The following is an 18,349-nucleotide window of genomic DNA, read 5'->3' on the forward strand; positions in this document are numbered from 1 at the left end:
CAGGCGCCTACAAGCTGATGGAGAATCGTGATGCTCTGATAGACTCCAGCGTAGAAGTGCGGTTCAGCGGATTACGTATCTGCCAATTGCCGAATGATGGCATTTTGCCCTAACCTGATGATTGGCTGTGTCAGCTTGCACAATAAAGTCTAACAATAGCCTGCATCGCATTCAGGATTCCGAGATGATTGATTACAGCAACAAACGCGTGCTGATAGCAGATGACTTTTCCGGCTTTCGTTCCTCAGTTACCGGGATGCTACGCCAGATGGCGGTGCGGAACGTCGATGCAGTCGCCACCGGTGAAGAGACCCTGGCGCTGTGCCGCAATACGCAGTACGACGTGATTCTGCATGACTACAATCTCGGCGAGGGCAAGAACGGCCAACAGGTGCTGGAAGAGCTGCACCATACCAAGCGCATCAGCCCACACTGTATCTTTGTCATGGTCACCGCCGAAAGCAGCCAGGCGATGGTGATGGCCGCGCTGGAATGCGAACCAGACGCTTATCTGACCAAGCCATTCAACCGCGCCAGCCTTGAGCAACGTCTGGATAAGCTGGTCCAGCGCAAAGCCGCCCTCAAACCCGTGCTCGAGGCCGTCAGCCGGAACGATCCGCAGGCGGTGGTCGACGCCTGTCGAACCATAACCCAGGAACAACCGCGACTCGCCACGCTATGCCAGCGCTACCTCGCTGATGCGTTGGCGCAGCTTGGGCAGGATGCCGAGCTCGAAACCCTGCTGAGCGGACTGGTCGGCGACCGGCCGCTGCCCTGGGCGCTGGTAGCGTTGGCCAATCATCTGCGCGCCAGGGGCAAGCTCGACGAAGCCCAGGCGCTGTATGAAAGGGGTGTTGAGCTGTTTCCCATGCTGCCCGCTCTGTTCGATGGGCTCGCGGCCATACACGACGCACGCGGCGACAGCCTCGCTGCTCAACAATGTCTGGAACAGGGCGTGAGAATTTCACCCCACGCGCTCCAGCGTCAGGTGGAACTCGGCAAGCTGGCGCGGCGCAACGACGATTACGCCAAGGCTGCCCGCGCCTTCCGCCATGCTGTGGGCCTGGGTCGCAACTCCGCCTTCCGCAGCCCGGAAACGCACCTGCAGTTAGCCGCCACCCTGACTGAACAGGATGGCCCAGGCGTGATCAACTCAAAGGTGCTGCTCGAGATTCGTCAGACCCTGGCGGAAGTGGATAAGACCTGGAAGGACGATCCAACGCTGATCGCCCGTTCCAATCTGCTGCAAGGGAGCGCGCTCATCAAAAATGGCCAGAAAAGCGAAGCCGAACGTTACGCGCAGATGGCCAGCGAGCGTCTTGAAGGGTTCGAGGGCAGCCTGGCTCCGGACACCGTTCTGGATATGGCCCGACAACTGCGCGACCTGGGACGGGCTGACACCGCGGACTCCGTACTGTCCACCTGCGCTGAGATGTACGGTGACGATCCAGCTATCCTCGAGCAAATTGCCGCACAGACCGACAACCCCGAGATCCTCAAGGCAGGCGAGCAGGCCAAGACGTGCAACCGCGAGGGTATCAAGTGCTATCAGCAGAAGCATTTCCCTGAAGCTCTCGAGCTGTTCCGTCAGGCCAGCGCTAGCCAGCCGCGCAATATCAGCTATGCACTGAATACGGCGCAATCGCTGCTGCAACTGCTCGCACAGACACCCGATGAAGCACTCAAGGCCGAGTGCCTGAGGAGTCTCGGGCAGGCGCACAACATGCCCACTTCCGACAAGCGTTACGAGCGCTATCAGAAACTGCGCCGGGCGGCTGATGCGCTATGAGCGACCACGACGAGCAGTCCGGCGAAGGGCTCGATTTCTCCACGGTCATTGCCTCAACCGTGCATGACATGAAGAATTCGCTGGCGATGCTGATGCAGGCGTACAGCGAATCGCTGGCCAGTCTGCCACCGGAACTCAGCGGCAGCCGCGAGCACGGGGTGATGGAGTACGAATCCCTGCGGCTTAACGGCATGCTGGTGCAAATGCTTGGCCTGTACAAACTGCAGGTCAATCAGTTGCCGCTGCGCCCCGCCTGGATCGAACTGGATGATTTCCTCGAGGCGCAGCTGGCGCGTCACAACAACATCCTGCGGGCACGCCACATCAAAGGCAGCCTTGAAGTCGAGGAAGAGGGCATGCTCGGCTATTTTGATGCGGAACTGGTGGGCTCGGTGGTGGCCAACGTCATCAACAACTCCATCCGCTACGCCCGCTCGGCGATTCAGCTCCATGCCAGTATGCGTGACGGCCAGCTATCAATTGCCATCAGCGATGACGGCGAAGGCTATCCTCCTGCCATGATCGAGCGCCAATCAGATTACGTCATGGGCATCGATCTGAGCACTGGAAGTACGGGGCTGGGTCTGTACTTTGGCGAGCGCATCGCCCGGCTTCATCAACGCAACGGCGTACAGGGTCATATCGAGTTGAGCAATGACGGCCCGCTTGGCGGCGGCACATTCCGGATCTGGTTGCCATAGGCGCTGTTGCCCTTGGCCGCGAATCAGATTGCAGTGTCAAGTCACCCTGGCGCTTGTGTCTGACGCTTATGATGTATCAACAACGAAACTGTTGGCAGTTTGCAGCACCACCGGCTGCAGCTACTCTCGAGCGTCAGTATTTATGCCCGCCGGAGAATAACAACATGTTCGATCGACACTACGATGTGTGGCCCGACCTGGTACCGCATTTTCTCGATTTGCCCAAGACCAGCCTGTATAGCAATCTCACGGTGTCCGCCCTGCGCTACCCGGACCATCCGGCGATCCTCTACTACGGTACCGCGCTGAGCTATCGCGAGCTTGAACGTCAGGCAGAAAGCCTGGCCGGGCATCTGCAGCACAATGGCGTCAAAGCCGGTGACCGGGTACTGCTGTACATGCAGAACAGCCCGCAATTTGTAGTCGGTTTCTACGCAATCCTGCGCGCCAATGCCGTGGTCGTCCCGGTCAATCCAATGAACCGCCACGCCGAGCTGGAGTATCTGATTACCGATACCGAGGCCGATGTTGCCCTGTGCGGTCTCGAGTTGCTGGACAACATCACCGAACTGCTTGATGAAGGATCGCTGCGCCACGTGGTGGTCACCGCCTATGGCGAGTATGTCCGCGAGCCGCCTGAGGTGGAGTTGCCCGACGCGGTACAGCTGACCGGCTACATTCCCGATAGACCTGGCCTGGTGGCCTGGCAAAACGCCCTCGCGGCTAACCAGGCCCCCGGCCCGCTGACCACCGGCCCGGATGATCTCTGTGTGATCCCCTACAGCTCCGGTACCACCGGTAATCCCAAGGGCTGCGTGCATACGCATCACAGTGTCATGGCGACCACCGTTTACTGTTCGGTATGGGGCAACGCTCAGCATCACAGCGTGCAGCTGGTATCGGTGCCGATGTTCCACGTGACCGGTATGCAGGTGTGCATGAACAGTGCGATCTACATCGGCGGCACGCAAGTGATGATGACGCGCTGGGACCGCAAGACCGCCGCCCAGTTGATTGAACGGCACCAGATCACCAGCTGGCGGAACATCTCCACCATGGTGGTGGATCTGCTCTCCGAGCCGACCATCGACCAGTATGACCTGAGCAGCCTGCAATCCATTGGCGGCGGCGGTGCGGCGATGCCCGCTGCGGTGGCCGCCAAGCTGGAAGGCAAAACCGGGCTGCAGTACTCCGAGGGCTACGGATTATCCGAAACCATGAGCGCCACCCATATGAATCCGCCTCAGGCGCCCAAACCGCAATGCCTGGGCATTCCAATCATTGGGGTCGATGCCCGGGTAATCAGTGTGGATACGTTGGAGGAAGTCGGCCCCGGTGTAAGCGGCGAGATCATCATGCAGGGCGAGCAGCTGTTCCAAGGATATTGGCGTCGTGACGAGGCGACCGCTGAAGCCTTCATCGAGCTGGATGGTAAACGCTTCTTCCGCTCCGGTGACATCGGCTATTACGACGAGGAGGGCTATTTCTTCCTCGTCGACCGGGTCAAGCGCATGATCAATGCATCCGGCTTCAAGGTCTGGCCAGCGGAGGTCGAGTCGCTGCTGTACGGACACCCGGCGGTGCAGGAAGTCTGCGTAATTTCAGTACCGGATGAACGCCGCGGCGAAACCGTCAAGGCGATGATTGTGCGCAGTGCAGGCCAGGAGCAGGTTAGCGCCGAGGACATACTGGACTGGTGCCAGCAGAACATGTCTGCCTACAAATGCCCTAAATTGATCGAATTTACCGAGAATCTGCCGAAATCCCCTACGGGGAAGATCATGTGGCGTGCCCTCCAGGAACAGCAATGGGAGGCCGCCAGCTAAGCTGTTTGTGCCCGGCAAAAAAGCCGACCGCCCAACGCCTTGGACGGTCGGCCTATTACCCTGATATTGCCTTCCGCAACATCGTCCAGAAGCTGCTATTCTCCCGCAAAAGCCCGCTCTAGCACGGGATGTTCACCATAATCTGTCGCCCGCATGGGTGAATCAATTGCACGTTGATTCCATTACGATACCATCCGCGATTACATAAGGTTAGGTACATATGGAAATGCTGATTGGACTCATCGGCCTTGCGCTGTTGATCGTTGTGTATGTTCGACGTTTTCTGCTTCGCAGGGAAACGCCACCCCTCGCGCCTATTCCCTTCGAAGGTGAAGTCTATCGGGTTGGCAAGGCGGCAATCACCAGGCGAGCCAATACCGATACCAAAACCAGCGTCGTGGTAGTACATGGCTTTGCTGAAAACTGCATGTACTTCAGTCAGTATTATGCAGCGCCCCATCTGGAGCTGATCGCGCTTGACTGCGCGGACTATCATCTGCCCATCGAGAAACAGAAGCCCGTGGCGGCCGAGTGGACCTTTGTCCCTAAATACCAGCCAGGGACCATTGCCTACGATGCTGCGGTGCTGAACCTGGCAATCGAGCACCTGGTCAGCCATCATTCTCTACGCGTGCATGGCCACTCCCGCGGAGGCGCCGTCGTGCTGGAAGCCGCACGCCAGCGACCGGATCTGTTCGCTGATGCCGAGGTCATTCTGGAGGCTCCCGTACTGCCCCAGGCCAAGCCGACTGAATCGATCTCGCCAATCGTCAGCTGGCTCTTACCCTTTTACCTCGTAGCCTGGCAGCAACAACCCGTTTCCGACAAGAACCGCAAGCGTTGGGGCCCGCTAGATGACCCGCACAAACGCGCTCTGATCACAGGATTGCCGTTCAATGCCCGGCATGTGTCTACAATGATTACCAATCTCAAGGATATGGAGTCCTGGGCGGCCTCGACCGGCCTGGAAATCTACCGTAATGTTCGGTGTGGCGCGGTGTTGGTACCAGCCAATGACCGTGTTCTGGATCCAGCGTCGATGCGCGCCAGTGCCCAACAGGCGGAAAACCTGCAGATCATCGAGATCGAGAATGGCAGTCATTTTGTGACATACGATCATCCGGCATCCATACCACCAGTTCCACGGGGCTAGTGTGAACTTCAATTTCCAGGCGATAGGCCGGGTCGACTCGTGTTTCCGGGAGAAATTCGCAATCCCCCGCCAGCCTCGTCTGGCACCCGCGTCGCGCGCCATCATTGAGCTGCTTGCTCCCTATGATCAGCACGAGGCAACGGAAGGTCTGGAATCAGTCAGTCACATCTGGGTATTGTTCGTCTTCCATGCGGCGCCCTCCGGTGAAGCGCACTTGAGGGTACGGCCACCCCGGCTGGGTGGTAACCGCAAAATCGGCGTCTTCGCCAGCCGCGCCACCCACCGACCCAACCCGATTGGCCAATCGGTAGTTACCCTCGAAGCCGTCGAGCCCGGTCGGCTGCTGATCTCCGGGCACGATCTGCTGCACGGCACACCGGTGCTGGATATCAAGCCCTACGTGCCCTATGTCGACGCCGTGCCCCATGCGACCAACGCTCTGGCCGCCGCTGCGCCGGCGCTAATCGAGGTTCAATGGACGCCGGAGGCGCTGCGCCAGGCACAGGAGCATGCTCAGCGACTCCAACAGCCGGTTGTCGAACTGGTCGAACAATGCCTGGCGCAGGACCCCAAACCCGCCTATCAGCAACCCAGTCCGGACCGTTGGTACGGCGCATTGTTCTGGGATTTCAATGTCACCTGGCATTACCCCTCAGCCGATAGCATCTGCGTGCTTGGGCTGTTACCCGCCAAACATTGAGATGGGGTGTTCTGCATCACCCACCGTGCAATAATCAGCTTTTCCCCACTAGCGGAGTGTCCAACTGATGATTGATCTGGGTCACGTTGCCCTGCTGATTCTGGCGCTCTGGGCCGGCACCTGGATATGGCAGAGCGTGGGCCTGCGCGACCGCGCTCTGGAGCAGGTGCGCCGTCATTGCAGCAAGGCCGATGTCCAGTTGCTGGATGAAAGCATTGCACTGATCCGCATCAGACCGGGCCGCAACCGTAGCGGTCGGGTGGGCCTGATCCGACGCTATGGCTTCGAGTTCAGCGTAACCGGAGAACGTCGTTACCCCGGCTATATCGAGCTGCACGGGGGCAGACTGCTCAACCTGGAGCTGGCGCCTCATCCGTTTCCCGGCGCATGCCCGGATGAACCGCCGTCCAACGTTCATTCCCTGCGCTAGGGAATCCGCCTGGGTTCGCGTCTAACCTGATCAGCTGGATCGCCGCTTCGTTCCACGTGGAACCTGTCGGCAAGCGGGCGACGATAGCCTTTCAGGCTGCGACCAATTCGACAGACCCCGAAGCAAAATTCCGCCACTCTGTCATTTGATTGTGCGACGGCTTTCGACCACCACCTTTCAGGGCATGGCCATGCTTGAACAGATCCCCACGCATCTCATCTCTGGACCACTCGGATCCGGTAAGACGACCTTGCTGCGACATCTCATCTCGGAGCGGCCGGAAGGCGAGCGATGGGCGATTCTCATCAATGAGTTTGGCGAGGTAGGTATCGATGCGGCCTTGCTGCAGAACGATGACGAGGGCGTGAGCCTGGCGGAAGTGCCTGGCGGCTGCCTCTGCTGCGTGAACGGCTTGCCGTTCCAGGTCGGCCTGAGTCGGTTATTACGGCGTACTCGCCCTGATCGACTTTTTATTGAAGCCTCTGGCCTTGGGCACCCGGCCGCACTTCTGTCGCAGCTGGGCAACTTCCCGTGGAAGGACGTACTCGCACTGCAACCCATGCTGATGGTGCTCGATGCACACGCCCTGCATAGCGGAAAAGCCTTGCCCGATGCACAGCAGTCGGCCTTATCCGGAGCCGGATTGCTGATTCTGAACAAATCGGCCGAGTTGAGTATGCCAGACCGCAAAGCAGTGCTCGCCGGGCTGGAGACCAGTGCTCCAGCTTACTGGTGTCAACACAGCCAGTTGCCCTGGGAAAACGTACCGCGGCAGACAGGGCCGTTATCCGTTGCGCCTGCTCTGGATGATTTGCCTGACACCCCTGCCGGGCCTGGGATGCTCTGGCGCACCGTGGATGACTGGCACCGTCGCGAATCCAGTCGGGATGTCTGGTACAGCATTGGGTGGCAGATTCATCCGGCGCAGCAGTTCAAACGTCAGGCGTTGGAGGAGTGGTTAAGCGAGTCGGACTGGCAACGAGCCAAGGGCATCGCGCACACCGAGGATGGCTGGATGAGCTTCAATGGCACCGGTGAAAACACTTTGAACTGGCAACCCAGCCCCTGGCGCAATGACAATCGAATCGAACTGCTGATGACCCAGCGGCCTGACCCGCGACAATTGGAAAGCGGCTTGCAGGCAGCGCGACGTAAACAGTAAAGTCTGGCTTTTATAATCGCCGATACCCTATGAAGCAAAAACTGCTCGCACCCATATTGTTGCTATGTCTCACGGCTGAGATTCAGGCTGCGGCTTGCCTGATCGAGTCAGATGACGATCACCAGCCGATACGGTTGTGCCAGGAGAACATTAATATTCCCCAGAATCTCTTCACGGAAAACTTCTGTCGACCGAATATTCCAGACCGTAGCTTCGCGATCAGTACCGTTGAAGCCTGTCCGGGCGACGCCTATGGCGTTTGTGAAGGCTCACGCACAGAAGGGGTCGGCTACCAGCAATCGATCTACTACTACTCCAACGCCACTGACGCGCCCGTATTGAAAGCTTATTGTGAAAAGATCAGCCAGGGCCGATGGGTTGAGCCCGGCGCGACACCAGACAGCGGGCGTGATCCGGAAACCTGATTCATTGCGCTGGCGCTGAACGGTGACTGACAGATCCAAGGTCCAGCGGCATACCTGCTTCGAGTCCGAGCCGGGATGCTGTTCCGGCGGGCAGCTCAATAACAAACCGCATCGGCCGTTCGACCCTGTAGATATCGCAGGGCGTCGCGCTACAGGGCGGTACCTCGGTAAAAATCTTCACCAGCCTGCTCTGCTCATCGACAAACAGCAGATCGAGGCTGATCAGCATGTTGCGCATCCAGATCGCCGGGGTCGTGTCCGGTGGGAAATCAAACAGCATGCCTTCGTTGGCAGCCAGATGCTCTCTACCCATCAGCCCCTGACGACGACTTGCCGGATCATCCACCAGCTCCAAATCAAAGACCTCGCCACCCAGTTCAACCTGCAGCGGATCTGCTTGTACGGTCATTACCGCTAGCAAGGCCACCAGCGAGCACATCCGGATCAGCCAGATTTTTTTCACTACGTATCCTTTAATCAGTCCGGATCCAAAACCGGTAGCCTGAGAATGTAACAGCAGGCGTAGCCTTCAGCCAGAATCAGGTTCTACACGGACCCGTCAGCGATAGAGGTCCGCCCGGGTCAGGGGCAGCGAATGCCCACCGTCAGTACGTGGCTTGACCGCCAGTATCTGATGCAGGTTCATCCAGTTGCGTTTGAAGCCATATGCACAGCCTGCGAGATAGATCCGCCAGATCCGCAGCGTCTTGTCCGGAACGAAGCTCGCTGCGTCCACCAGACCATTTTCCAGATTGCGGCTCCAATGTTCCAGCGTCATTGCGTAGTGCAAGCGCAGACTTTCCACATCAACCACTTCCAGCCCCTGATCACTCATCTGGGCTATCGCGGTGGATAGATGGGGTAGTTCTCCGTGGGGAAACACGTAGCGCCCGATGAATTTGCCTGCGCCACGGCTAACAGGCCTACCATCGACATGTCTGGCAGTGATGCCATGGTTCAGTGCCAGGCCACCCGGTTTGAGCTGCTCAAACAGGATGCGGAAATATTCCGGCAGATTGGCATGGCCGACATGCTCAAACATTCCCACGCTGACGACCTTGTCGAACGAACCGTCTGCCGGCAGATCACGGTAGTCCAACAACTCCAGCTGGATCTCCTTGGTCAGGCCCTCACGGCTTACTCTATCGTTTGCCAGTTCAAGCTGCGATTTGCTCAGGGTGATGCCGTACACCTGCACTCCGTAATGCTTGGCCGCGTGCCTGGCCAACCCGCCCCAACCGCAACCAACATCCAGCAAACGCTCGCCCGGCTGGAGGCGCAACTTGCGACACAGATGGTCCAGCTTCTGTATTTGAGCCTGGGCCAGGCTGTCATCCGGGCTGTGAAAATAGGCGCACGAATACACCATCTCCGGATCGAGCCAGAGCTTGTAGAAATCATTGGAGAGATCGTAATGGTAGGCAATAGCCTCAGCGTCCAGCTGCTTGTCGTGCGCAGTGCGTTCCGGCGGCTTCTCACTGGCCTCACCGAGCAGGCCCTGACTCAGGCGATCCGCGACCTCGATGACATCCATAATCTGTCCACGCACTTCGATCCGCTGGTCGATGTAGGCCTCGCCCAGCTTATCCAGACTCGGTTCCTTCAGCTCCGCCAGCAGCGACAGATCGTTGATCTCAAGTGTGACGGTGGGTGAGGGGCCAAGATCCATGCTCGGACCGCCCTTCATCTCGACCCTCAGCGGCAGTTTGAGCCGGCTGAGGCTTTCCGATAGTTGCGCAAACATCAGGGATATCTCCTGTTCAGGTCAGATATACCCATTGAATATAGATGAGCCTGCGCAAATATCTATTTTGTACGAACCGAGCGACGGCTGAGGTGCGTCGAGACCGAACGTTGAACGCGGATTGCCGCTTCGCTTGCAGGACGAGGGAGGTGGGCCCGCACAGAAACCGGGTGCGGGCCTGCGTGGGTCACTTTTGGCGGGTGGGGCGCTTCCAGCCTTCGATATTGCGCTGCCGACCACGGGCGACGCCCAGGGCTCCAGCGGGAACATCGGCGGTAATGGTGGAACCGGCTGCAGTCGTGGCCAGATCGCCCACGCTGACGGGCGCCACCAAGGCAGTGTTGGACCCGATAAACGCACCCTCACCAATCAGCGTCATGAACTTGTTCACACCATCGTAGTTGCAGGTAATAGTGCCTGCCCCCACATTGGCATGCTTGCCGACGCGTGCATCGCCCACATAGGACAGGTGGTTGATCTTCGCACCCTCACCAATCTCGGCTTTTTTGGTTTCGACAAAATTGCCCACCTTGGCCGTGCGTTGCAGCACCGTACCGGGTCGAAGGCGTGCATAAGGCCCGATGTCGCAACGTTCGCCGACCTGTGCGCCCTCGATGTGACTGAACGCCTTGATAACCGTACCGGCGTCAATCTGGCAATCCTTGAGTACGCAATTCGGACCGATATGGACGTTATCACCGATGGTCACGCGTCCTTCCAGCACCACGTTGATATCCATGAAGATATCGCGACCGACGATGGCCTCGCCCCGCACATCCAGGCGCGCCGGGTCAGCCAGGGTTACACCCTGCTCCATGAGCCGCAGCGCTTGCTGCTGTTGCCAGGCGCGCTCGAGCACGGACAGCTGTTGCCGGTTGTTGGCGCCCATCACTTCGAGCTCGTCGTCAGGCTGTGCGACCTCCACGGCGACTGACTGGGACACTGCCAGAGCCACTACATCGGTCAGGTAATATTCGCCCTGGGCATTGTCATTGGACAGACTGCCCAGCCAATCGGCCGCGCGTGTGCCCGGCAATGCCATGATGCCGGTGTTGCCTTCAGTGATGAGCAGTTGCTCTGGACTCGCGTCTTTCTGCTCGACGATCGCTTGTACGCTTGCGGTCGCATCACGGAGGATACGTCCGTAGCCCGTCGGGTTCGCCATCTCCACGGTCAACAAACCCAGGCTAGCGCTCCCGGCCTGCTGACTCAGCCTGCTGAGGGTTTCAGCGCGCAGCAAGGGCACGTCGCCGTACAGCACGAGAATCTGCTCGGCGGCCGAAATATGCGGCAACGCCTGCGCCACCGCGTGGCCGGTGCCCAACTGCTCGGTCTGCATCACCCAGTTGATATCCGCCGCATCAAGCGTCTCGCGCACCTGTTCGGCGCCGTGGCCGATAACCACGTGGATCTTCATTGGCGATAGTTGCCGGGCACAATCGATGACGTGGCCGAGCATGGGCTTACCCGCTATCGGATGGAGAACCTTGGGCAAGGCAGAACGCATGCGGGTGCCTTGTCCCGCGGCGAGGATGACTACGTGCAGATTCATTGATCCGTTCCTGGGATGTGGTATTGATGAGGGCAATGATAGAAGCCGCGAGCCGATGGCCGCAAGCGACGCCCGGGATGGATGCCAACTCTGGGAAGCCCGTTGGTCTGTTCCAGCGGTCTAGCCGTTTCGCTTTCTGTGGATCTGACCAGATAGCCAGACAGTAAAAAGGCAGCCGAAGCTGCCTTTGTCTGAACTCAGCGGTTGTTAACTGCTGGTCCGCCATACTTTTTGCGAAGCTCCTGCACGGTACGCAATTGCGCAGCGGCCTCGGCAAGTCGCACGGAAGCGGCACCATAATCAAACTCGGCACCTTTCTCGCTCAGCGCGGCCTCGGCAGCTTTTTTCGCCTCGACGGCAGCTGCTTCGTCAATGTCACCTGCACGGATAGCCGTGTCGGCAAGCACCTTGACCATGCTCGGCTGAATCTCGATGAACCCGCCAGAGATGTAGAACACCTCTTCGCTGCGATCCTGCTTGATCACCCGAACCGGACCCGGCTTGAGGTCGGTCAGCAACGGCGTGTGACCGGGCAGAATACCCAGATCACCCATGTTGCCGTGTGCTACGACCATCTCGACCAGGCCTGAAAACAGCTCTTCTTCCGCGCTAACGATATCGCAGTGCACTGTCATAGCCATTTCATTGCCTCGATTCTGCGCCCGCTTGCGCGGGCGCTAGCATTACATTTTCTTCGCTTTCTCGATGGCTTCATCGATGGTGCCGACCATGTAGAACGCCTGCTCGGGCAGGTGGTCGAACTCGCCATCCAGAATGCCCTTGAAGGCACGAATAGTATCCTTGAGCGAAACGTACTTGCCCGGTGCACCGGTAAAGACTTCAGCCACGAAGAACGGCTGCGACAGATAGCGCTGGATCTTACGAGCGCGGGCTACCAGTTGCTTGTCCTCTTCAGACAGCTCGTCCATACCCAGAATCGCGATGATGTCCTTCAGCTCTTTATAACGCTGCAGAACATACTGAACGCCACGGGCAGTATCGTAGTGCTCCTGACCAATCACCTGGGGATCCAGCTGACGAGAAGTGGAGTCCAGCGGATCTACCGCAGGGTAAATACCCAGGGAGGCGATATCACGGGACAGTACTACGGTCGCATCCAGGTGGGCGAAGGTGGTGGCTGGCGAGGGGTCAGTCAAGTCATCGGCCGGTACGTATACCGCCTGAATCGACGTAATGGAGCCCTGCTTGGTGGAGGTAATGCGCTCCTGCAGAACACCCATCTCTTCAGCCAGTGTTGGCTGATAACCTACCGCGGAAGGCATACGACCCAGCAGTGCGGATACTTCCGTACCGGCCAGTGTGTAACGGTAGATGTTGTCGATGAACAACAGTACGTCACGGCCTTCGTCACGGAATTTCTCAGCCATGGTCAGGCCAGTCAGAGCGACGCGCAGACGGTTACCCGGCGGCTCGTTCATCTGGCCGTATACCAGCGCTACCTTGTCCAGTACGTTGGAATCCTTCATCTCGTGATAGAAGTCGTTCCCTTCACGAGTCCGCTCACCCACACCAGCAAATACGGAATAACCGCTGTGCTCGATGGCGATGTTACGGATCAGTTCCATCATGTTTACGGTCTTGCCGACACCGGCACCACCGAACAGACCGACTTTACCGCCCTTGGCAAACGGGCAGATCAGATCGATTACCTTGATGCCGGTTTCCAGCAGTTCGTTCGAACCTGCCTGCTCGGCGTAAGACGGCGCAGGACGGTGAATGCCCCAGCGCTCTTCTTCGCCAATCGGACCGGCTTCGTCGATCGGGTTGCCGAGTACATCCATGATCCGGCCCAGGGTCTTGATACCCACGGGAACGCTGATGGCTGCACCGGTGCTGCTGACGGCCAGGCCGCGCTTGACACCTTCGGTGGTACCCATGGCGATGGTACGTACAATACCGTCGCCCAATTGCTGCTGGACTTCCAGGGTCAGACCCTTTTCGTCAACGTGCAGCGCGTCATACACATTCGGTACGTCTTCGCGTGCGAATTCCACGTCGATGACGGCGCCGATGATTTGAACGATACGTCCGCTACTCATGTTTGGTTCCTCTAAGTGGTATGAAACCGTAATCGCTAGACCGGGTCGCGTCAGACCGCGGAGGCGCCGCCGACGATTTCCGAAATTTCCTGAGTGATTGCTGCCTGACGCGCCTTGTTGTAGATAAGCTGCAGGTTATCGATGATATCCCCTGCGTTATCCGTAGCGCTTTTCATGGCAACCATTCGGGCAGCTTGCTCACTGGCATTGTTCTCGATCACCGCCTGATAGACCTGTGACTCGATGTAGCGCACCAGCAATCCGTCGAGCAGCTCGCGTGCGTCCGGTTCGTAGACGTAGTCCCACTGCTTTTGCAGTTCTTCCTTGTCAGCCGGAACGAGCGGAATCAGCTGCTCTACCTGGGGTTGCTGCACCATGGTGTTAACAAACTTGTTGGAAACCAGGAACAGACGGTCGATACGTCCTTCGTGGTAGCCATCAAGCATCACCTTAACGCTGCCAATCAGGTCATTCAGTGTCGGTTGCTCGCCGAGGCCATTGATGGCCGCTACCACGTTTCCACCGTAACTACGGAAGAACGCAGCGCCCTTGCTGCCAATCACGCACAGCTCGGTCTCAACGTTGCGGTCACGCCACTCTTTCATATTCTGAACCAGCGCCTTGAACAGGTTAGTGTTCAAGCCACCAGCAAGACCACGATCCGTGCTGACCACGATATAGCCCACCCGCTTGGTTTCACGCTCACGCATGAACGGATGGCGATACTCCGGGTTGGCGTTGGCCAGATGGCCAATTACCTGACGGATACGCTCAGCATATGGACGGCTGGCAGCCATGCGCTGTTGAGCTTTGCGCATTTTGCTGACCGCCACCTTTTCCATGGCGCTGGTGATCTTTTGCGTACTTTTAATGCTCGCGATCTTACCGCGAATCTCTTTTGCGCCTGACATGTCACACCTCAATTGCACGATACGGGATGCGACCATGTCGCACCCCGCAGTGGGCTTACCAGCTCTGGGTCGCCTTGAAGTTCTCGATGCCAGACTTGATACCGGCTTCGATCTCGTCGTTGTAGTCGCCCTTCACGTTGATCTGGGCCAGCAAATCGGCCTTGTCACGTTTGAAGTAAGCGAGCAGCGCCTTCTCGAACGCCCCAACCTTGTTCAGCTCGACGTCGGTCAGGAAGCCTTTCTCAGCCGCATACAAACTGATTGCCATTTCGGCGACTGACATGGGCGCGTACTGGCCCTGCTTCATCAGTTCGGTTACACGCTGACCGTGCTCAAGCTGCTTACGGGTTGCTTCGTCCAGGTCGGAGGCAAACTGGGCAAAGGCTGCCAGTTCACGGTACTGGGCGAGCGCGGTACGAATACCACCGGACAGCTTCTTGATGATCTTGGTCTGAGCCGCGCCGCCTACCCGGGATACCGAGACACCGGCGTTTACGGCCGGACGGATACCCGCGTTGAACAGGTTCGACTCAAGGAAGATCTGACCGTCGGTGATCGAAATCACGTTGGTCGGTACGAAGGCAGACACGTCACCGGCCTGCGTTTCGATCAGCGGCAATGCGGTCAGCGAGCCGGTTTTGCCGGTCACTGCACCGTTGGTGAGCTTCTCGACATATTCTTCCGAGATGCGCGATGCGCGCTCAAGCAAGCGGCTGTGGAGATAGAACACGTCACCAGGATAAGCTTCACGGCCCGGCGGACGACGCAGCAGCAGCGAGATCTGACGGTAGGCAACAGCCTGCTTGGACAGATCGTCATACACGATAAGAGCGTCTTCGCCGCGGTCGCGGAAATATTCGCCCATGGTGCAGCCGGCGTAAGGTGCCAGGAACTGCAGTGCAGCCGGATCGGACGCGGAAGCGGCGACGACAATGGTGTGACCCATTGCATCATTCTCTTCCAGCTTGCGAACCACGTTAGCAATGGTCGAACGCTTCTGACCAATCGCCACGTAGACACACTTGATGCCCGAATCTTTCTGGTTGATGATCGCATCGATCGCCATGGCGGTCTTACCCGTCTGACGGTCACCGATGATCAGCTCACGCTGGCCACGGCCGATTGGAATCATCGCATCGACTGATTTGTAACCAGTCTGAACCGGCTGGTCGACCGACTTACGCCAGATCACGCCAGGGGCTACTTTTTCAACCGCATCGGTCAGCTTGGCGTCGATAACGCCCTTGCCATCGATCGGGTTGCCCAGTGCGTCAACAACGCGACCGAGCAGCTCGGGGCCGACTGGTACTTCCAGAATGCGGCCAGTGCACAGGGCAGTCATGCCCTCGCTCAGACCCAGGTAATCACCCAGTACAACCGCACCGACAGAGTCGCGCTCCAGGTTCAAGGCCATACCGTACAGGCCACCAGGGAACTCGATCATCTCGCCGTACATTACGTCAGCTAGGCCGTGGATACGCACGATACCGTCAGATACGCTGACGATAGTGCCTACATTCCGGGCCTGCGAAGTCACATCGAGTTTCTCGATGCGCTGTTTAATAATTTCGCTAATTTCGGAAGGATTCAATTGCTGCATGCCATGTCCCTCAAATCAGGATTTCAACGTTTCGGCCAGCTTTGCAAGCTTGCCGCGGACCGAACCGTCGATGACCAGGTCACCCGCACGAATCAACACACCGCCAATAAGGGCCGGGTTGATGGTCACATGGGGAGTTACTGTGCGGTCTAACCGCTTCGACAACGCGGTAGCCAGCGTTTTCTGTTGATCGTCATTCAGTTCGAAGGCGGATTCCACCTCCACTGCAATGCTGCGATCGTGTTCGGCTTTGTGCTGCTCGTAGAGCTCGGCGATAACCGGAATCAGAAGCAAGCGATCGTTATCAGCCAGCGCCCGGACAAAATTGCCGAACTCCGCGTCAAACTGACCTTCGCCTACCATGAGCAGGTCTTCAGCCTTACGCTCTGCGGTCACTGCCGGATTGCGCACCCTATAGCCAAAAGCTGCATCCGCGACCACCGCACCCGCCACAGCCAGCATGCCTGACCAGGCATCCAGCTTGTTGGAGGATGAAGCGACTTCGAAAGCAGCTTTTGCATAAGGTCGAGCTAGCGTATTGATTGTAGCCATAGCTCGCCTCGCTTAGAGTTGTGAGGCCAGTTTGTTGACCAGCTCACTATGGGCCTTGGGATCCACTTCGGATTCCAGAATCCGCTCGGCACCCTGGATCGCCAATATGGCAACCTGAGCGCGAAGTTGATCCTTGGCGCGGTTCATTTCCTGCTCGATTTCGACCTTGGCAGCCGCAATCAGGCGCTCACCCTCGGAACGTGCCTGCTGTTTCGCATCCTCGACAATGAGGTTGGCACTCTTGTTAGCCTGCTCGATGATCTGAGTAGCCTGTTCCTTGGTCTCACGCAGAGTATTGGAAGCCTTCTCCTGGGCAAGACCCAGGTCACGCTGGGCGCGACCAGCCGCATCCAGACCTTCGGCGATTTTTTTCTGGCGTTCCTGCATGGCCTGGGTAATCGGTGGCCATACGAACTTCATGGTAAACCAGACAAAAATAGCGAAGGCAATCGTTTGACCAAACAGCGTCAGATTAATATTCACAGCGATTTACCTCGTGCTATTTCGTTGTATTCCGATGAACGAAACGATCATCTCCGGCAGGGGTTGCCTGCCGGGTTTCCGAATCGTCCGATCAGGCGCCCATACCAGGAGCAACAACGAAGATCAGGTACATCGCGATACCAACACCGATCATGGGTACGGCGTCGAGCAGGCCGGCCATCAGGAAGGTCTTGGTTTGCAGGTTCGGCCCCAGTTCAGGCTGACGCGCAGTGGATTCCAGCAGTTTGCCACCCAGCAGGGCGAAGCCAATACCAGTACCCAGAGCGCCCAGACCGATCATGATGGAGGCAGCAATGATAACGAGTTCCATAATTACTCCTAAGGTTCAAGTTGAAGTTCAAGTTTATCGTTGGTTGAACACGGTTCCTGCTGCCTAGTGAGAATCCTCATGGGCAGCACTCAAATACACCACGGACAGCACCATGAAGATGAAGGCCTGTAGCGGAATTACCAGGATGTGGAAGATAGCCCACGGCACGTTCAAGCCCCATTGCAGATAGAAGGGCAACAACGCGATCAGAATGAATACCACCTCGCCGGCATACATGTTGCCGAACAGTCGCAACGCCAGACTTAGCGGCTTGGTCAGCAGACCGAGGATTTCGAGGAACAGGTTGAACGGGATCAACGACCAGTGCTTGAACGGGGTGAAGGACAACTCGTGTACGAAGCCCCCTACACCCTTGATCTTGATACTGTAGAAGATGATCAGGATGAACACGCCCAGTGACAGGCCGAAGGTACCATTCGGGTCAGCTGTCGGCACGATCTTGAAGTAATCCAGACCCATTGCATGGGCCAGGCCCGGAATGTAATCGACCGGGATCCACTTCAGGGAGTTCATCAGGAACACCCAGACGAAAATGGTCAGCGCCAGGGGGGCTACCAGAGGACTCTTGCCGTGGAAGGTATCGCGCACGATGTTCTGGATGAACTCGACAACCATTTCGACCATATTCTGGGCGCCACGGGGCGTGTCGACGGTTGCTCGGCTCGCTACGTAGCGGAACAGACCAAGAAAGATCAGACCCATGAAGACGGACCAACCCAGGGTATCGACATGCACCGCCATGAAACCCATGTCGGTTGCTTCGGCCCCGCTTTTGGCGAGGGTCCAGGTTGTATCTTCGACGACACTGCCGTCTGCACGAACGTAGCCACCAGGCAGCTTACCGAAGGTAAGATTCTGCAAATGGTGCTGGATATACTCAGCTGATGAAGTTGCCATATTTGCCTCAGA

General features: G+C 57.9%; 19 protein-coding genes. 8 read left to right on the forward strand and 11 right to left on the reverse strand.

Annotated elements, in window-relative coordinates; all coding sequences use genetic code 11:
- Positions 1-184: 184 nt before the first annotated feature.
- The 8 genes from FHK95_RS15740 (at position 185) to FHK95_RS15775 (ending at position 8,186) form a co-directional block, all read left to right on the forward strand.
- Complete coding sequence (locus FHK95_RS15740; protein ID WP_150305584.1) at positions 185-1,789, forward strand: tetratricopeptide repeat-containing response regulator; 1,605 nt, start codon at positions 185-187, stop codon at positions 1,787-1,789.
- Positions 1,786-2,490, forward strand: a complete 705-nt coding sequence (locus FHK95_RS15745) for a sensor histidine kinase (protein WP_150305585.1) — start codon at positions 1,786-1,788, stop codon at positions 2,488-2,490. The genes FHK95_RS15740 and FHK95_RS15745 overlap by 4 nt, the downstream gene beginning before the upstream one ends.
- Positions 2,491-2,654: 164 nt before the next feature.
- The gene (locus FHK95_RS15750; protein ID WP_150305586.1) at positions 2,655-4,316 is read left to right on the forward strand and encodes a long-chain-fatty-acid--CoA ligase; all 1,662 of its coding nucleotides are present in this window, start codon (positions 2,655-2,657) and stop codon (positions 4,314-4,316) included.
- Positions 4,317-4,536: 220 nt separating this feature from the next.
- Entirely contained in the window at positions 4,537-5,469 is a 933-nt protein-coding gene (locus FHK95_RS15755; protein ID WP_150305587.1) for an alpha/beta hydrolase, read from the forward strand.
- A 1-nt stretch (position 5,470) separates the two neighbouring features.
- Positions 5,471-6,169, forward strand: a complete 699-nt coding sequence (gene tsaA, locus FHK95_RS15760; protein WP_150305588.1) for a tRNA (N6-threonylcarbamoyladenosine(37)-N6)-methyltransferase TrmO — start codon at positions 5,471-5,473, stop codon at positions 6,167-6,169.
- Positions 6,170-6,236: 67 nt separating this feature from the next.
- Positions 6,237-6,599: a DUF3301 domain-containing protein gene (locus FHK95_RS15765; RefSeq protein WP_150305589.1), complete on the forward strand. Its 363-nt coding sequence runs from the start codon at positions 6,237-6,239 to the stop codon at positions 6,597-6,599.
- Between the two features lie 190 nt (positions 6,600-6,789).
- Positions 6,790-7,761, forward strand: coding sequence for a CobW family GTP-binding protein (locus tag FHK95_RS15770; RefSeq protein WP_150305590.1), 972 nt, complete (start codon positions 6,790-6,792; stop codon positions 7,759-7,761).
- A gap of 29 nt (positions 7,762-7,790) precedes the next feature.
- Positions 7,791-8,186 (forward strand): NADH:ubiquinone oxidoreductase, encoded by a 396-nt coding sequence (locus tag FHK95_RS15775; protein WP_150305591.1) that lies wholly within the window; start codon positions 7,791-7,793, stop codon positions 8,184-8,186.
- A gap of 1 nt (position 8,187) precedes the next feature.
- On the opposite strand, the gene FHK95_RS15780 is transcribed toward FHK95_RS15775, so the two are convergent.
- The 11 genes from FHK95_RS15780 to atpB all read right to left on the reverse strand — a co-directional run bounded on the left by FHK95_RS15780 (position 8,188) and on the right by atpB (position 18,337).
- Positions 8,188-8,649, reverse strand: coding sequence for a DUF192 domain-containing protein (locus tag FHK95_RS15780; RefSeq protein ID WP_206668598.1), 462 nt, complete (start codon positions 8,647-8,649; stop codon positions 8,188-8,190).
- Between the two features lie 96 nt (positions 8,650-8,745).
- Complete coding sequence (cfaB, locus tag FHK95_RS15785) at positions 8,746-9,930, reverse strand: C17 cyclopropane fatty acid synthase CfaB (RefSeq protein ID WP_150305592.1); 1,185 nt, start codon at positions 9,928-9,930, stop codon at positions 8,746-8,748.
- A 187-nt stretch (positions 9,931-10,117) separates the two neighbouring features.
- Entirely contained in the window at positions 10,118-11,482 is a 1,365-nt protein-coding gene (glmU, locus tag FHK95_RS15790; protein WP_150305593.1) for a bifunctional UDP-N-acetylglucosamine diphosphorylase/glucosamine-1-phosphate N-acetyltransferase GlmU, read from the reverse strand.
- A gap of 197 nt (positions 11,483-11,679) precedes the next feature.
- Positions 11,680-12,123 carry a F0F1 ATP synthase subunit epsilon gene (locus tag FHK95_RS15795; protein WP_150305594.1) on the reverse strand — a complete coding sequence of 148 codons (444 nt, stop codon included), beginning with the start codon at positions 12,121-12,123 and terminating at the stop codon, positions 11,680-11,682.
- 42 nt (positions 12,124-12,165) lie between these two features.
- Positions 12,166-13,542 (reverse strand): F0F1 ATP synthase subunit beta, encoded by a 1,377-nt coding sequence (atpD, locus tag FHK95_RS15800; protein WP_150305595.1) that lies wholly within the window; start codon positions 13,540-13,542, stop codon positions 12,166-12,168.
- 50 nt (positions 13,543-13,592) lie between these two features.
- Positions 13,593-14,453, reverse strand: a complete 861-nt coding sequence (gene atpG, locus FHK95_RS15805) for a F0F1 ATP synthase subunit gamma (protein ID WP_150305596.1) — start codon at positions 14,451-14,453, stop codon at positions 13,593-13,595.
- A gap of 55 nt (positions 14,454-14,508) precedes the next feature.
- A complete protein-coding gene (gene atpA / locus FHK95_RS15810) occupies positions 14,509-16,053 on the reverse strand; it encodes a F0F1 ATP synthase subunit alpha (protein ID WP_150305597.1) in 1,545 nt (514 codons plus the stop codon).
- A 15-nt stretch (positions 16,054-16,068) separates the two neighbouring features.
- Positions 16,069-16,605 (reverse strand): F0F1 ATP synthase subunit delta, encoded by a 537-nt coding sequence (locus FHK95_RS15815; RefSeq protein ID WP_150305598.1) that lies wholly within the window; start codon positions 16,603-16,605, stop codon positions 16,069-16,071.
- A 12-nt stretch (positions 16,606-16,617) separates the two neighbouring features.
- Positions 16,618-17,088 carry a F0F1 ATP synthase subunit B gene (locus tag FHK95_RS15820; protein ID WP_150305599.1) on the reverse strand — a complete coding sequence of 157 codons (471 nt, stop codon included), beginning with the start codon at positions 17,086-17,088 and terminating at the stop codon, positions 16,618-16,620.
- A 91-nt stretch (positions 17,089-17,179) separates the two neighbouring features.
- Complete coding sequence (atpE, locus tag FHK95_RS15825) at positions 17,180-17,419, reverse strand: F0F1 ATP synthase subunit C (protein WP_150300005.1); 240 nt, start codon at positions 17,417-17,419, stop codon at positions 17,180-17,182.
- Between the two features lie 63 nt (positions 17,420-17,482).
- Complete coding sequence (gene atpB / locus FHK95_RS15830) at positions 17,483-18,337, reverse strand: F0F1 ATP synthase subunit A (protein WP_150305600.1); 855 nt, start codon at positions 18,335-18,337, stop codon at positions 17,483-17,485.
- Positions 18,338-18,349 lie beyond the last annotated feature (12 nt).

The sequence above is a fragment of the Pseudomonas saliphila genome, assembly GCF_008638345.1.
Lineage (GTDB): Bacteria > Pseudomonadota > Gammaproteobacteria > Pseudomonadales > Pseudomonadaceae > Halopseudomonas > Halopseudomonas saliphila.

What these genes read in the sequence shown, in the direction of transcription:
- FHK95_RS15755 (WP_150305587.1), top strand. Translation starts at nt 4,537, where the DNA reads ATGGAAATGCTGATTGGACTCATCGGCCTTGCGCTGTTGATCGTTGTG.
- FHK95_RS15815 (WP_150305598.1), bottom strand. Translation starts at nt 16,605, where the DNA reads ATGGCTACAATCAATACGCTAGCTCGACCTTATGCAAAAGCTGCTTTC.
- FHK95_RS15745 (WP_150305585.1), top strand. Translation starts at nt 1,786, where the DNA reads ATGAGCGACCACGACGAGCAGTCCGGCGAAGGGCTCGATTTCTCCACG.
- FHK95_RS15765 (WP_150305589.1), top strand. Translation starts at nt 6,237, where the DNA reads ATGATTGATCTGGGTCACGTTGCCCTGCTGATTCTGGCGCTCTGGGCC.
- atpE (WP_150300005.1), bottom strand. Translation starts at nt 17,419, where the DNA reads ATGGAACTCGTTATCATTGCTGCCTCCATCATGATCGGTCTGGGCGCT.
- atpG (WP_150305596.1), bottom strand. Translation starts at nt 14,453, where the DNA reads ATGTCAGGCGCAAAAGAGATTCGCGGTAAGATCGCGAGCATTAAAAGT.
- glmU (WP_150305593.1), bottom strand. Translation starts at nt 11,482, where the DNA reads ATGAATCTGCACGTAGTCATCCTCGCCGCGGGACAAGGCACCCGCATG.
- FHK95_RS15750 (WP_150305586.1), top strand. Translation starts at nt 2,655, where the DNA reads ATGTTCGATCGACACTACGATGTGTGGCCCGACCTGGTACCGCATTTT.
- FHK95_RS15795 (WP_150305594.1), bottom strand. Translation starts at nt 12,123, where the DNA reads ATGGCTATGACAGTGCACTGCGATATCGTTAGCGCGGAAGAAGAGCTG.
- atpA (WP_150305597.1), bottom strand. Translation starts at nt 16,053, where the DNA reads ATGCAGCAATTGAATCCTTCCGAAATTAGCGAAATTATTAAACAGCGC.
- FHK95_RS15770 (WP_150305590.1), top strand. Translation starts at nt 6,790, where the DNA reads ATGCTTGAACAGATCCCCACGCATCTCATCTCTGGACCACTCGGATCC.
- atpB (WP_150305600.1), bottom strand. Translation starts at nt 18,337, where the DNA reads ATGGCAACTTCATCAGCTGAGTATATCCAGCACCATTTGCAGAATCTT.
- FHK95_RS15775 (WP_150305591.1), top strand. Translation starts at nt 7,791, where the DNA reads ATGAAGCAAAAACTGCTCGCACCCATATTGTTGCTATGTCTCACGGCT.
- FHK95_RS15740 (WP_150305584.1), top strand. Translation starts at nt 185, where the DNA reads ATGATTGATTACAGCAACAAACGCGTGCTGATAGCAGATGACTTTTCC.
- cfaB (WP_150305592.1), bottom strand. Translation starts at nt 9,930, where the DNA reads ATGTTTGCGCAACTATCGGAAAGCCTCAGCCGGCTCAAACTGCCGCTG.
- atpD (WP_150305595.1), bottom strand. Translation starts at nt 13,542, where the DNA reads ATGAGTAGCGGACGTATCGTTCAAATCATCGGCGCCGTCATCGACGTG.